The 13850-nt window shown below is 63.2% G+C and carries 12 protein-coding genes; 9 read left to right on the forward strand and 3 right to left on the reverse strand.

Annotated elements, in window-relative coordinates; all coding sequences use genetic code 11:
• The 4 genes from ACNKID_RS05430 to ACNKID_RS05445 all read left to right on the forward strand — a co-directional run.
• The coding region (locus tag ACNKID_RS05430; protein WP_417912417.1) for a methyltransferase domain-containing protein at positions 1 to 912 on the forward strand (912 nt) is incomplete at its 5' end.
• Positions 909 to 2132 (forward strand): glycosyltransferase family 4 protein, encoded by a 1224-nt coding sequence (locus ACNKID_RS05435; protein ID WP_417912418.1) that lies wholly within the window; start codon positions 909 to 911, stop codon positions 2130 to 2132. The genes ACNKID_RS05430 and ACNKID_RS05435, both read left to right, overlap by 4 nt.
• Positions 2122 to 3285: a glycosyltransferase gene (locus tag ACNKID_RS05440; protein ID WP_417912419.1), complete on the forward strand. Its 1164-nt coding sequence runs from the start codon at positions 2122 to 2124 to the stop codon at positions 3283 to 3285. Before ACNKID_RS05435 ends, ACNKID_RS05440 begins: the two co-directional genes overlap by 11 nt.
• Complete coding sequence (locus tag ACNKID_RS05445) at positions 3282 to 4409, forward strand: glycosyltransferase (protein ID WP_417912420.1); 1128 nt, start codon at positions 3282 to 3284, stop codon at positions 4407 to 4409. The genes ACNKID_RS05440 and ACNKID_RS05445 overlap by 4 nt, the downstream gene beginning before the upstream one ends.
• On the opposite strand, the gene ACNKID_RS05450 is transcribed toward ACNKID_RS05445, so the two are convergent.
• The 3 genes from ACNKID_RS05450 to ACNKID_RS05460 are packed head-to-tail and all read right to left on the reverse strand — an operon-like array spanning position 4355 to position 8553.
• Positions 4355 to 6310 carry a hypothetical protein gene (locus tag ACNKID_RS05450; RefSeq protein ID WP_417912421.1) on the reverse strand — a complete coding sequence of 652 codons (1956 nt, stop codon included), beginning with the start codon at positions 6308 to 6310 and terminating at the stop codon, positions 4355 to 4357. The two genes, ACNKID_RS05445 and ACNKID_RS05450, sit on opposite strands and share 55 nt — an antisense overlap.
• Positions 6300 to 7085 carry a class I SAM-dependent methyltransferase gene (locus ACNKID_RS05455; RefSeq protein WP_417912422.1) on the reverse strand — a complete coding sequence of 262 codons (786 nt, stop codon included), beginning with the start codon at positions 7083 to 7085 and terminating at the stop codon, positions 6300 to 6302. The genes ACNKID_RS05450 and ACNKID_RS05455 overlap by 11 nt, the downstream gene beginning before the upstream one ends.
• Before the next feature lies 1 nt (position 7086).
• Entirely contained in the window at positions 7087 to 8553 is a 1467-nt protein-coding gene (locus ACNKID_RS05460) for a glycosyltransferase (protein WP_417912423.1), read from the reverse strand.
• A gap of 717 nt (positions 8554 to 9270) precedes the next feature.
• Here ACNKID_RS05460 and ACNKID_RS05465 point away from each other — a divergent pair.
• The 5 genes from ACNKID_RS05465 (at position 9271) to def (ending at position 13692) form a co-directional block, all read left to right on the forward strand.
• The gene (locus tag ACNKID_RS05465) at positions 9271 to 10554 is read left to right on the forward strand and encodes an O-acetylhomoserine aminocarboxypropyltransferase/cysteine synthase family protein (protein WP_417912424.1); all 1284 of its coding nucleotides are present in this window, start codon (positions 9271 to 9273) and stop codon (positions 10552 to 10554) included.
• Positions 10547 to 11725, forward strand: coding sequence for an aminotransferase class I/II-fold pyridoxal phosphate-dependent enzyme (locus ACNKID_RS05470; RefSeq protein ID WP_417912425.1), 1179 nt, complete (start codon positions 10547 to 10549; stop codon positions 11723 to 11725). The genes ACNKID_RS05465 and ACNKID_RS05470 overlap by 8 nt, the downstream gene beginning before the upstream one ends.
• The gene (locus ACNKID_RS05475; protein WP_417912426.1) at positions 11722 to 12363 is read left to right on the forward strand and encodes an alpha/beta fold hydrolase; all 642 of its coding nucleotides are present in this window, start codon (positions 11722 to 11724) and stop codon (positions 12361 to 12363) included. The genes ACNKID_RS05470 and ACNKID_RS05475 overlap by 4 nt, the downstream gene beginning before the upstream one ends.
• A gap of 63 nt (positions 12364 to 12426) precedes the next feature.
• Positions 12427 to 13167, forward strand: coding sequence for a 16S rRNA (uracil(1498)-N(3))-methyltransferase (locus tag ACNKID_RS05480; protein WP_417912427.1), 741 nt, complete (start codon positions 12427 to 12429; stop codon positions 13165 to 13167).
• Between the two features lie 6 nt (positions 13168 to 13173).
• A complete protein-coding gene (gene def, locus ACNKID_RS05485; protein WP_417912428.1) occupies positions 13174 to 13692 on the forward strand; it encodes a peptide deformylase in 519 nt (172 codons plus the stop codon).
• Positions 13693 to 13850: the final 158 nt, after the last annotated feature.

A 13850-nucleotide genomic window follows, 5' to 3' on the forward strand; every position in this document is an offset into this window, starting at 1 on the left:
GGACTGAACAGTCTGCTGCCGGTCTCGCTCATGCGGCCGCAGGGCACAGGCGGCACAAACAGCGCGGCTTACTGCTATTCGGTCTGGCTGCGTCATGCGGTGACAGCGTGGCAGGCAGGCTTGCGCGCTGTTCCGCAGACCGTCGCCGAGCTTGGCCCCGGCGATTCGCTGGGCATTGGCCTGACCGCCTTGCTCTTCGGCGCAGAGCAGTATTTTGCCTTTGATGTGGTGCAGTTCGCCGACATTAAAAAAAATCTCGGCGTGTTTGACGAGCTTGCCGCCATGGCTCAGGCAAGGCGGGATATTCCCGGACCGGAAGTCTTTCCAGAGCTGAAGCCGTACTTGGATGACTATCAATTTCCGCGCAGCATGTTCTCTGACGAACATCTGCGCCGCTGTCTCGCTCCTGAACGAATAGAGCAGATCAGAAAGTCAGTGGAGCAGCCGGACAGCAAGGATTCTCTCATCCATTACGCAGTGCCGTGGTCATCGCATTCAGTGGTGCAGGAGCAGAGCATTGATCTGATTTTTTCGCAGGCGGTGCTGGAGCATGTGGATGATTTGCCGGAAACGTATGCCGCCATGCGCCGCTGGCTGAAGGATGACGGCTGGATTTCGCATCAGATTGACTTCAAATGCCACGGCACAGCCAGAGACTGGAACGGCCACTGGCTCTATCCCGATTTCCTTTGGAAGATCATCCGGGGACGAAGGCCGTATCTGCTCAACCGCGAGCCGTATTCAGTTCATAAACGATTGCTGGAGCAGTCCGGCTTCACGCTGCTTGGCGAAAAAACCATCAGCACCGCTTCCGCGCTCCGGCTTGAGCAGCTGGCTGGACGCTGTCAGGCTGAGGACAGCAATATCAGCGGGGCGCATATTCTGGCGGTGAAAAAGGCAGGCCGCAGATGAACATCTGCATGGTGGTCTGGAAGTTCCATCCCTGCCCGGAAGGCGGGGCGGAACGGCAGTGCCGCAAACTGGCCGCCGAGCTGACCCGGCAAGGCCATCATTGCGAGGTGCTGACCAGCCGTCTGCACTCTGAGCTGCCGCCGGAAGAGATCATGCCGGAAGGGTATTTGGTGCGGCGGCTCGGCACGTTCGCTTGGCTGGAGGAGTTCAGCAAAAACAAGCTGCTGGCATGGCGAAAGCGGCTGCCAAGGCCGCTGGCCGAAGCGGCGGATTTCTGGCTGCCGCTGCCTTTTGTCCGGTTGGCCCGCCTCTCCTTCATGCGCGGGCTGCGCCAGTTCTTTCAGGAGAATTTCCAGCAGATTGACATCGTGCATGTCCACGAGGCGCACTGGATCGCCGGGGCGGTGATGTGGGCCTGCCAAGGGCTGGGCCTGCCGGTGGTCTGCAAGGAGGCGACTTATCCTGCCGCCGCGAAGATCAGCTATGACGCGCCGCTGCGGGCGGAGTTGGCCAGACTGCGGCGGCAGGCGGAGTTCATCGCCCTGACCGAGCCGGTGGCTGCCTCATTGCGCGAAAGCGGCATTCCTGCCGGACAAATCAGTTTGATTCCCAATGGCGTGGAGCTGCCCGCTGAACGCAGCCCGGTCGCCGGTTCCCGTGAGGTAGTTTATGTCGGCAACCTGACCCAAGGGGCGCGGTGGAAGGCCTTTGACATTCTCTTTGCCGCTTGGGCGCAGTTTCAGAAAGAGGATCAAGGGCGGACGCGGCTGACCGTGCTTGGTGCTGGCGATCCTGCGCCGTGGCGGCAGCAGCTGGCCCAGCAGGACTGCTTGGACAGCGTCCATTTCGCCGGGGCGGTCAAGGATGTTGGCGAATATCTGCGCAGAGCGCGGCTCTTTGTCCTGCCTTCGCGGGTCGAGGGGCTGTCGAACGCCCTGCTGGAGGCGATGAGCTGGGGTCTGCCGGTGCTGGTTTCGGATATTCCAGCCAACTTGGCCGTAGTCCGGCATCAGGTCAACGGTTGGGCCGTGCCGGTGAATGACAGCGCGGCCTTGGCCGAAGCGATGCTGACTCTGCTTAAAGATGAGGAGCTTTCTCTGCGGCTGGGCCGGGCTGCGCGGCAAACCATTGAGGCGCAGCACACCATTGAGCGGGTCGCCGGGCAGCTTGTTGCGCTGTATCAAAGATTGCTGGCCCAAAAGAGCAGCCATGCCGCCTGACCGCCAGCACCGGGTGCTGATCTACTTAGACTCCGCCGCATTCGGCGGGCATGAAGTCACGCTACTTGAAGCCGTCAAGGGGCTGCTGGCCGAGCCGACGATTGCCCTCACCCTGCTGGTGCCGCAAGCCAATCAACGGCTGATCGAGCAGCTCAAGCGGCTTGAGCTGGGCAGCGCGGCAATCATCGAACATTCTTTCCGCACCGAGCCGGGCGATGTCTTCCGGGTGCTGCTGCGCAGTCCGAAAGTCCGTCGGCTGCGGCAGGTGCTGCTGCGGCATCAGCCGGATTTGGTCATCGTCTCGCAAGGGGCGATTGCCCTGTCCGCCTGCGGCTTGAGCGCGGCCCGCTCTGCCGGAATCCCGCTGATGAGCTTTCTGCCGATGGCACATTCTGTCGCCTTGGTGCGCGGCCAGAACGGTCTTGCCGTCCGCCTGCAAGAACTGCTCTACCGCAGGCTCTACGCCCTGCCGAATTACTTCCTCACCATCTGCACGACGGCCAAAGAGCAGCTCCACCGCCTGAACGGGGTCGCGGCAGAGCGCATCTTTGTCCAATATTTCGGGCTGGACTATGACCGCAGCCAGCCGCTGGCGCTGCCTCGGAAGCCGATCAGCGCAACCAAGCATGTCGCGCTGATCGGCAGAATTGAATTCCAGCAGAAGCGGCACGATTTCTTCCTCCGCCATTTCGCCGCGCAGCGGAGCGAGCTGCCGCCGCTGCACATTCATCTGATCGGCGACGGCCCTGACCGCGAGCGGCTGCTGGCCTTGACTGAAGAGCTGCATCTGGGCGATGCAGTCAGCTTCGAGGGCTGGACTGAGGATATGGACGCTTGGTATGCGCAGCTGGATGCCGTGCTGCTGCCCTCGCGCTTCGAGGGCGTGCCGGTGGTGATGCTGGAGGCCATGCGCTGGGGCCTGCCGGTGCTGGCCAGCAATCTCGACGGCATGGCGGAGCTGCTGCCGCAAGACTGGCTCTTTCCGGTCAATGACGGGCGGGAGATGATCCGGCGGCTCAAGACGATGCTGGCGGCGGATCAGCAGGAGCATCTCCTGCGCAACCGGCGGCGGGCAGATCAGTTGGACACCGCCTCCTTCCGTGAAGGTTTCCGCAAGGCGGTCTGCGCCTGCTTGGCGAACGGAGGGAAATGATGAAATCCGTTGTATTGACACCATACTGCCCGCTGCCTGCCGACCACGGCGGCAAGGTGGAGATGTGGAAGCATCTCGATCTGTTGCGGACTATGGGCGGCTGCACGATTGCCTCTGCGGTCTCCCGGCCTGCGGGCATGGGCTGGACAAATACGGCAAGACAGCAGATTGAGGAGCGCGGCTTTTCCGTGCGGCTGCGCGAGGATCTATATCCTGCGCGTAACTGGCGGCAGCTTGCCGGGATGGCTTATGGCGCAATCTGCAAAGGACTCGGGCTGGAGCGGGCCTTCGGTCATGCCAATCCGTACCACCGCCATGCCTTTCCGCCTGATTTCCTGCTCGAATGCAGCCGCGATGCCGACTTGGCGGTGATCAACTACAGCTATTGGGCGTGGCTGCCGACCCGCTGCCCCAAGGTTATCGCGCTACTTGATCTGTGGTCGAACCGGATGTGGGGCGGCTGCCGCCGGGAGACGGAAGAGCTGGCTGCCGCTGATCTGGTGGTGGTCATTTCCAAGGACGAGGAGGCCGAACTCCGCCGTCGTGGTCTGACCAAGGTGCTCTGGAGTCCGCCGCTGGCCCAGCCTTCGGCTTTTCCGCTGACTGAGCAAATTGGCCTGATTGGTTCAGCCAACCGCTTCAATCAGGAAGGACTACGCTGGCTCAGTCAAGCTGCACCGCCTGCGCTGCCGGTCAGCATCTACGGCGGCTTGGCGCAGTTCGCGCACTGGCCGGAGGCGCGCAAAACAGCGCGGTACGCCGACTCCTGCCAGCCCTATCAGGATTGCGGCATCATCCTTCTGCCCACCGCGTCCGGCACTGGCGTGCAGATCAAGGTGGTGGAGGCATTGGCTGCCGGACGGGCGATAGTTGCCCGCAAAGGAGCGATGCGCGGCCTGCCGCCGGGAGCAGGGGCATGGCTTGAAGTGGACAGCCCGCAGGCGATGTGGGCGCAGGCGGAACGCCTCAGCCGTGATGCCGCCTTGCGCGAGGAGCAGGCGGCGCAAGCGCGGGCGTATTACCAGCAGCATTTGGACGCGGAAAAGCTCCTCGCTGAACTGCGGGAGGCTTATTCCGCGCTGACTGGCTCCACCTTCCACCATGTGGTCATGCCGTCATCATAGACAGACGAAGCGCAGACCGGCTCAGGCAGGAATGATGATGCGGTTCCGCCGGACAAGACCACATAGCGCAGCAGGGATGAATGATGCTCATAGCCCAGTGCCAAGGTCTGGCCGGGAGCGAAGTGCTGGAAGGCATCTGCACGGCGCGGATCAAGCGAATGCAGCACCCCGGTGCGGCTGCGCAGAGTGGTGAGCTGTAGGAGCGAAGAATCTTTCACCCCTGCTGTTTCAGCGGCAATGGGCAGAACTGAGCCGGGCAGCAGACTGAGCAGCCACGGCTCACCGTCCGGGCAGGCAATGGCCGGACGGGCCGCCGTCTGCTCCTGCGGGCGGAAGACCATCGGCAGAATCAGCAACAGCAGGGCAATTCCGGCAGACAGCAGCAGTCCGCCCGCCCGTCCCCCCAGACTTGCCCGCTCCTCTTCACCCCTCCGCGTTTCTCCCCAAAACCAAGCCAGCAGGGCTACGCTGCCCCATGCCGCAGGCAAGAGCATGAACGGCAGGGTGGCCGCATAGGCCCGCATCAAGTCGGCATCCCACGGCGGAACAAAGGGCACGGAAGCCAGAACGCCCAGCCAGCTGAAGAGCAGCAGCACTTTCGCCTGCCTGTGCTGCGGCGAAAGAAAGCCCAGTGCAGCCAGCAGCAGGAGCAGACCGCTGCTGGCATAAGCGGCGGCTATTTGAAGGTATTTCCACGGATGCTCCAGCAGCTTTTCCCGCAGGGAGCTGGCCTTCGCCGCCGCTGCGGCAGACCGGTCAAGAAAGGACTGCTGGAGGGAGAAAAGCATATAGCTGTACGGGCCGTTGCTGATGCTGGCAAATGCGGCCCAAGCCCGCCCTGCGCCGCGCAGCAGACTGGTCGGCTCCGCCGCGATCTTGTCCCATGCCAGCTTGTAAATCTCCTTGTGCCGCTCGACTTCCTCCAGCTTCAGGACTTCCGGATGCTGCTCTTTGACCAACGTCCAGTCGCCGCCATGCACCAGTCCGTACAGGGTGAAGGAAAAATTGCCCTGTCCCGCGCCGTCCTGCCCAACCAGATGGAGCGCGGAACTGTTGAGCGCGAAGCCCAAGCTGATTGCCAGCGCGGCCAGTCCGGCGGCGGTGAAGGAGAAGCGGGCTGCCTGCCGCCAATGCCAGCCGACCCAGAGCGCGAGTGCAGGGAGAATAAAGAAGGCTCCGGCCCGGACATTCAGGGCCAAGGTCAGGAGCAGCAGCCCGGCACAGCACAGTGCCTGCCGCCGTTCAGCGAGCGAGCGCAGCAGGAGCAGAAAGGCGAAGCAGCCCAAGGCCAGCCCCAGATGCTCAGTCAGGAACGCGCCGATGAAACGGCGGTAGAAGCAGAAGAGGCCGCAGAAGAGCAGCCAGCCAGCCGCCCAGCCGAATTGTCTGATCACCGCCCGGACAGACCAGCCAATGCTCAAGGCGCAGAGGAAGACCATCAGCTCCATCGCCATCCTGATGTCCAGCCCGCTGAGGCGGAGCAGCGCAGCCCAGAAGACGACCGAGAGCGGCCGCCGGGAGGCGAAGGCGTTCAGCTCTTGACCGTGGAGCAGGTTCAATGCTCCGTTGAGGTAGTTTCGCCCGTCGCTGTGGGGATACAGACCTGCCAGCGTGGAGAGGTCGGAAACTAAGCCTTCGCGCACTCCGGCCAGCACCAAGCCGCAGAGGCAGGCTGTCAGCAGCGGCACAGCCGCAGCACCCAGCGGCGTGGGCAGCCGTGCGAAGAGACAGAACAGCGCAGCGGCCAGAGCAGGCAGCAGGACAAGGTCGTAGCGGAGAAACAGCCCGGCAGCGGCCAGCGGCCCGCTCGCCTGCGCGGCAAGGAAAAAGACCGCGCCGCACAGGCCTGCAAGGAGCAGGCCTCCGGCAGCCTGCGGCAAGGATGCTGTTTCAGTCTTCATTGCGGGTCAGCAGGCAGAAGGCGAACATTGCAGTCTGTGGATTGAGAAAAGCCAGCCGCTGCTCGGCGAAGCGGCAGAGCGGATAGAGCCAGCCCGGCGGGGCGAAGCGCAGCGACACGCCGCCGGAGAGCAGATAAACACAGGGCATCAGCAGCTCGATGCGGCTGATTGTCCATTGCGGAAACTCCTCGGCGAAACGCCGCCGGTCGCGCTCAAAGAGGATCCACGGCAGCGCACCGTTGGCACCGGAGAGCGGGCCTTGGCTGGGGAACTCCCATGTTGCGGCCTCAGGGCGGAACGGCTCGGCGTGCAGCCTGCGGTAGATCAGGCTGGACCACGGCGTGACCCACGGCTCAATCATCGCCATCACCCCGCCGGGACGGACTGCACGGCCTGCTTCCATGAAGAAGCGGCGCGGCGCGCTGATGTGATGCAGCACGTCGGTCATCAGCAGCGCACGCAGGGAGCGGTCAGGAAAGGGCAGCCGTCCGTCAGCAGGCAGCACTATGTCCACCCCGTCAACAGCCAGCACTTCTGTGGTGATGACCTCCGGGACAAGCTCCTTGATGAACCCTGCGCCGGAACCCAGCTCGACAACTTGACCCGCGCCCGGCGGCAAAGCCGCTGCCAGCAGGCTGTACCATTCCTGATAGAGGCGGCGGAGAAAGGGCTTGCTGCGGATGATCTCCCGCCGTCGCCGCGTGGTTTCCGGGTCATCCACGGCCAGCCCCTTGGTCAGCGGGTGCTGGAGCAGGCTGTTCAGCCAGGCCGCCATCTCAGATGAACTTCAAGCGGCTGGCCGCGAAGAGCACCATCCGCAGCAGCAGCGCACCATGCCGCCAGCGCTGAATATTGGTGTCGCCGTAGGTGCGCTCCCGGTAGCGCACCGGCAGATCAACGATGCGCAGGTTCATCTTGGCCGCGCCGAAGAGCAGGTCAAAGTCGCCGAAGGGATCAAACTCGCCAAAGTAGCTTCTGTTCGCCGCCAGCTGCTGGTAATGGCTCCGGCTGAGCACCTTGGTGCCGCAGAGCGTGTCCTTGACACTCCGATCCAGCAGCCAGGAGAAGGCCCAGCTGAAGAACTTGTTGCCCAGCAGGTTGAAGAAGCGCATGGCCTCTTTCTCCTGCGGATAGACCAGCCGCACGCCGTTGACGAACTCCGCCTTGCCGGACATGAGGGCCTCATAGAACTGAGGCAGGGATTCCGGGGGCACGGTCAGGTCTGCGTCAAGGATCATCAGCACCTCGCCTTCCGCCTGACTGAAGCCCAGACGCACTGCGTCGCCCTTGCCTTTGCCGGTCTGCTGCAAGGCTTTGATCCTGCGTTCAGGATGCTGGCTGACCGCCTGCCGCACCGCCGCCCAAGTGGTGTCTGTCGAGCCGCCTTCGACAAAGATCAGCTCCGTGCCTGCGCCCATCTCCGGCACCCGCCGCACCGCCGCCTCAATATTGCCTGCCTCGTTGCGGGCCGGGATGACCACCGACACCACGCAGTCCGGCTTCCGCTGCGGCTCAAGAAGGCGGCAGACCATGAAGTGCGTCAGCGTCAGCCAGCGGAACGGCGGCAGCTTGGCCAGCCAGCGGTTGCAGAGCGGCTCGATCAGCGGTGTACTCCACGGCCAGAGGAAGTCGTCAAAGCGGCGGATGATCTCAAAGCCTGCCAGATGGAGGAGGTTGGCCATGTCGTCGGTGGTGAGCCAGTTCTGCTCCAGACGCGGAGTCATGGCTCCCAGCTCCTGCGCCCATTGCGCAGGGGCTTCCCAGAGATGACTGTGGAAGTTGCAGATGATGCGGGTGTCTGGCGAGCAGAAGCGGCGGATGCTGCTGAGGGTTTCCTGCACGTCCCAGAGGTCGTTGACCAAGTCCGAGAGCAGGATCACATCCGGCGGCTTATGCAGCTCCGGCGGCAGCGGGCCGGACAGCAGCTCGTGCACGTCCCGCTCGACAAAGACGCAGCGCGGATGCAGCTGCCGCGCCTGCTCCAGCATGGCCGGAGAGAAATCTATGCCTATGCCCTGCTGCGGCTCAAGCGCGGCCAGCAGCTCGCCCCTGCCGCAGCCCAGCTCCAGCACCCGCTTCCCAGGAGGAACAAGGAAGCGGCAGACCTGCCGCAGACGGCGGCGGTAGTTCCGCGACATGCCGGGCCGCAGCAGCGGCTCTGCCGCGACCCGGTTCCAATGCGCAATCCGGGCTTGCGTGTAGGCCTGACGGGCTGTGTCGCGCCCGGCATCTGGTGTGTTCATAAAGGGGAGACAGTCGAGGCTGGACGGTTGTTGAAAGGCTGTGCGCAGATTTTGCCACGCATCGGCGCAGATTGCAAAGAAGAAATGCTGCGCTCTGAGCGAAGCACCTGCCCGCCTCATTCCAAGGGCAGGCACAGGGGCCTGCCCCTGCAACGCAAAGGTTGCAAGGGAATCATTGCATGATGCTCCGGCGGTGCTGTCAACGCCCTCCGAGTCATGCCTATGGTATCGCCAAGTACCATAGGTATGGAACAGCAAGTACCATACGTATGACTCGGCAAGTACCATACGTATGACTCGCCAAGTATCATACGTATGACTCGCCAAGTATCATACGTATGGAACAGCCAGTACCATATGTATGACTCGGCAAGTACCATACGTATGACTCGCCAAGTATCATACGTATGACTCGCCAAGTATCATACGTATGGAACAGCCAGTACCATATGTATGACTCGGCAAGTACCATACGTATGACTCGCCAAGTATCATACGTATGACTCGCCAAGTATCATACGTATGACTCGCCAAGTACCATACCTATGGAACGGCAAGTCCGCCCGGCTTAAGCTGCGGCGCGCGCAAGACAGGGGAGGCCATGCGGCGCTCAGCCTGCAAAAGGCGGGCCGGCCTGACATCTCCTTGCCTTCCGGCTGTTCATCCGTTACAAAGAAAGAAGCTGCATCCCATTCCCAAGCGCACAAGGAGGCCGCCATGAGCCAGCGCCGTTTCGAGACCCTTGCCCTGCACGCCGGGCATGTTGTTGACCAGGACACGCTTTCCAGAGCGGTGCCGGTGTACCGCACCAGCTCGTATCTCTTCAAAAACAGCCAGCACGCCGCCGATCTTTTCAGCCTGAAGGAGCTGGGCAACATCTACACCCGGCTGATGAACCCGACGCAGGATGTGCTGGAGAAGCGCGTGGCTGCCTTGGAAGGCGGCGCGGCAGCCTTGGCCTTGGCATCCGGCACCTCAGCCATCTTCTACGCGATCATCAACATCTGCGCGGCAGGCGACGAAGTGGTTGCGGCCTGCAACCTCTACGGCGGCACCTACACCCAGTTTGACGCGATTCTGCCGCAGCTCGGCATCACGGTGCGCCTGGTCGACCCGAAAGACCCGGCCAACTTTGACCGGGCGGTGAACGCGAAGACCAAGGCCATCTTCTGCGAGACTATCGGCAATCCTGGCTTGGAGATGACCGACTTGGAGGCCGTGGCCGCAGTCGCCCGCAAGCACCACCTGCCCCTGATTGTTGACTCCACCTTCACCCCGCCCTGTCTGCTGCGGCCTTTGGAGCATGGCGCGGACATTGTCGTGCATTCGCTGACCAAATGGATGGGAGGCCACGGTCTGGCCATCGGCGGCATAGTCGTGGACAGCGGCAGATTCGACTGGACCGACCCGAAGTTCACGCTCTACAATCAGCCGGACAAAGGCTACCACGGCCTGCGCTTCGCCCACGATCTCGGCGCGCTGAACCCGGTCGCCTTCGCCCTGCGGATGCGCCTGGTGCCGCTGCGCAACCTTGGCGCCTGCATCAGCCCGGACAACTGCGCCTTCTTCCTCCAAGGCATCGAGACGCTCTCCCTGCGCATGGAGCGGCACTGCGCCAATGCCCAGGCGGCTGCGGAATTCCTGCACAAGCATCCGAAAGTGGACTGGGTGCGCTATCCCGGCCTGCCAGGCGAGGCAAACGAGACCGCCCGCAAATATCTGACAAACGGCTTTGGCGGCATGGTCGCCTTCGGCATCAAGGGCGGCAGGGAGGCGGGGCAGCGTTTCATTGACAGCCTGCGGCTCTTCTCGCTCCTGGCCAATGTCGGCGACGCGAAGTCTCTGGCTATTCACCCGGCCAGCACCACCCATTCCCAGCTCTCCGCCGAGCAGCTCGCCGCTGCAGGACTGAGCGAGTCCATGATCCGCCTGTCTGTCGGCATCGAGCATCTTGACGACATCCTTGCCGATCTGGAGCAGGCCTTGGCCGCATATGCTTGACCGTCTCGCTGCCCAGCTGCGGCTCTTGGAGGAGCAGGGCCTGCGACGCGTTCTTGCGTCAACAGAGCCGCTGGGCCAAGGCAGGATTGCGGCGGGCGGCAGAGCATATCTCAACCTCGCGGGCAACGATTACCTCGGCCTGAGCGGCAGCACTGCTTTGCTGCGGGACTTTTACGCCGGGCTGGCTGATGATGCTGATGTGCTGGCCAAGTATGGCCTTGGCAGCGGCGCATCCCGCCTGATGACCGGCAGCCACAGTCAATATCAGGAGCTGGAGGACGCGCTGGCCTCGCTGCACGGCGCGGAAAGCGCGCTGCTCTTCAACTCTGGCTGGCAGCTCAACACCGGCATCCTGCCCGCGCTGGCCCGCAAGGGGGATATCATCCTTGCGGACAAGCTCTGCCACGCCAGCCTGATTGACGGCCTGCGTCTGGCAGAGGCCCGGCACATCCGCTACCCGCATCTGGATTACGCCGCGCTGGAGAAGCTGCTGCGGCAGCGGCATTGCGGCCAAGGCGGCACGGTCTTCATCGTCAGCGAATCCATCTTCTCCATGGACGGCGACTGCGCTGATCTGCGCCTGCTGACAGAGCTGAAGGAGCAGTACGGCGCAGTATTATATATAGACGAGGCGCACGCGGTCGGCGTGCGCGGCGCACGCGGCTTGGGGCTGGCGGAAGAGCAGGGCGTGCTGGGGCGGATCGACCTGCTGATCGGCACCTTCGGCAAGGCGTGGGCAGGGCAGGGCGCGTTTGCTCTCTGCCGCCGCGCTGTCCGGGATGTCCTTGTCAACACCGCCCGTTCCTTCATCTTCACCACCGCGCTGCCGCCGGTGAGCATCCACTGGCTCAATTTCATCCTGCCACGCATTGCAGCGATGGAGACGGAGCGGCAGCGGCTGGCCAAGCTGGCCGGACAGCTGCGCGAGGGACTGAGCAAGGCGGGATTGTCCACCGGCGGAGAGAGTCAGATTGTTCCGGTGCTGATCGGCGATGCGGCGCGAGCGGCGCACGTGGCTGCCCAGCTGCGCGAGCACGGCTTCTGGGTGAACGCGATCAGGCCGCCGACTGTGCCGAGCGGCACGGCGCGGCTCCGTCTTTCCCTGACAGCGGACATGCGCTGGGAGCAGCTGGCCGCGCTGCCGGAGCTGATTGCGGCGGCGCAGCCATGAGAAGCTGCTGGCTCCGGCGCGGCGAAGGCAAGGACTGCCTGCTCTTCATGGCAGGCTGGGGCATGGGGCCGGAGCCGTTTCAGGATGCGGATTTCGGTTGCGCGGATGTCCTGATGCTTTATGATTACCGCAGCATGGATGACAGCTTTCTTGCCGAGCTGCCGCAGGAGAAGCCCCTGCATCTGCTGGCTTGGTCAATGGGCGTATGGGCGGCGGCGTGGCTGGCCGAGCACAGGCCGTGCTTTGCCGCGCTGCGGTTCAGCACGGCAACAGCAGTCGGCGGCACGCTCAGGCCGATAGATGAGCAGCGCGGCATTCCGACCGAGAGCTTCGAGAAAATGCTGGATGAGTTTTCGCCGCTGGTGCTGGAGAACTTCTACCGCTCCATGTTCAGCAGCAGCGAAGAGGCGGAACGTTTCCTTGTCCGCAGGCCGCAGCAGCGGCCTTGGCAGGAGCTGCGCGAGGAGCTGCGCTGCCTGCGCGATCTCTGCCATAGCTGCCCTCCTCCGCCGGACATCTACAGCCGCCGGATCGTCACCAGCCGCGACCGGATATTTCCGGCCCGCAACCAGCTTCGCGCCTGGGGCCGCGACTGCTGTGAAACCCTGCCCCTGCCGCATTTTCCCTTTCAGGCTTGACAGAAGGGCTGCTGCGGACATAAAGTAGGGCGGCACTCTGTCCGAACGCCAAGTCATCTTTTCATGCGACGCTTTTTCTACGATCCTGCCCATGAGGCCGCTGGTTGCGTTGCCATCAGCGGCGCGGAGGCGCACCATCTCAGAACGGTGCTGCGGATGAGGCCCGGCGACACCGCCGAGCTGCTCGACGGCGCAGGCGGTGCGCTGACTGGCGAGATTGAGCGGATCAGCGCGGAGAGCGTCTCCTTCCGCATCCGCAGCCGCCGCACCGAGCCGGAATGTCGCAGCCCTCTGACCTTGGTCATGGCCATGCTCAAAGGCAAGAAGATGGACACGGTTGTCCAGAAGGCTGCGGAGCTGGGCGTGAGCCGCTTTGTCCCGGTCATCACCCGCTACTGCGAGCCGCAGGGCCGCGACAGCCAGCTGCTCGACCGCTGGCGGCGGATCATGCTCGAAGCCTGCAAGCAGTGCGGACGGCTGCGGCTGATGGAGATCAGCCCGCCGCAGCCGCTGCACGGGCTGGATTTCCCGGCCGAGAGCTGCAAAATCATGCCGTGGGAGAATGAGACAGCATGCTCCTTTGCCGCCGCCGGTGTGCAGCCTGGCCAGCCGCTGATCCTGCTGATCGGCCCGGAAGGCGGCTTTCATCCAGAGGAAGTCGGGCAGGCGAGAAGCGGCGGCTTCCGCATCGTCTCGCTCGGCCCGCGCGTGCTGCGGGCGGAAACCGCAGCCGTCGCCGCAGCCGCGCTGGCGCAGCATCTGCTCGGCAACCTTGCCCCCCCTGAACATCCAATATTTTATTAAGCAAGCATGGCTCTGAGAAAGATCGTCACCCATCCCCATCCCGTGCTGCGCGAGCAGGCGGCGGCAATCACTGAATTCAACGCCGAGCTGCAACAGCTGGCCCAAGACATGGCCGAGACCATGTACGCGTCTGAAGGCGTGGGGCTGGCCGGCAATCAGATCGGCGTGGCCCGACAGATCGCGGTGGTGGACATCTCAGCCAGCGAGGAGGAGCGGCAGCACATTGTGCTGGTCAATCCGGTGCTTTCCGAAGGCGAGGGCTGCGAAAGCGGCAAAGAAGGTTGCCTGAGCGTGCTGGAGTACGACGCGAAGGTCGAGCGCTTCAAGAAAATCCGCGTCACAGCCCAGGATGTTGAGGGCAGGCCGCTAGATTTCGTCGCCGAAGACCGCTTCGCCCGTATCATCCAGCACGAGGTGGATCACCTGCGCGGCGTTTTGTTTATTGACCGCATCAGCAGGCTCAAGCAGGACATGTACAAGCGGAAGCTGAAAAAGCTGCTGGACAAGAGGCAGGCTGGACTCTGATTCTTGACAGCATCAGAGCAGATGAAGAAGCCTGTGCATTGTGGGGTGGTACTTAAGAAGCAGTGATGGTTTGGTTCCTATGTTGGAAAAGAGCACCGTCTCCGGGCGGAGCTGCCGAAAATCTACAGCCAAGACATGCTGAACAACCTGTTCAGGCA

Source organism: Candidatus Electronema sp. TJ, assembly GCF_048287355.1.
Classification (GTDB): Bacteria; Desulfobacterota; Desulfobulbia; order Desulfobulbales; family Desulfobulbaceae; genus Electronema.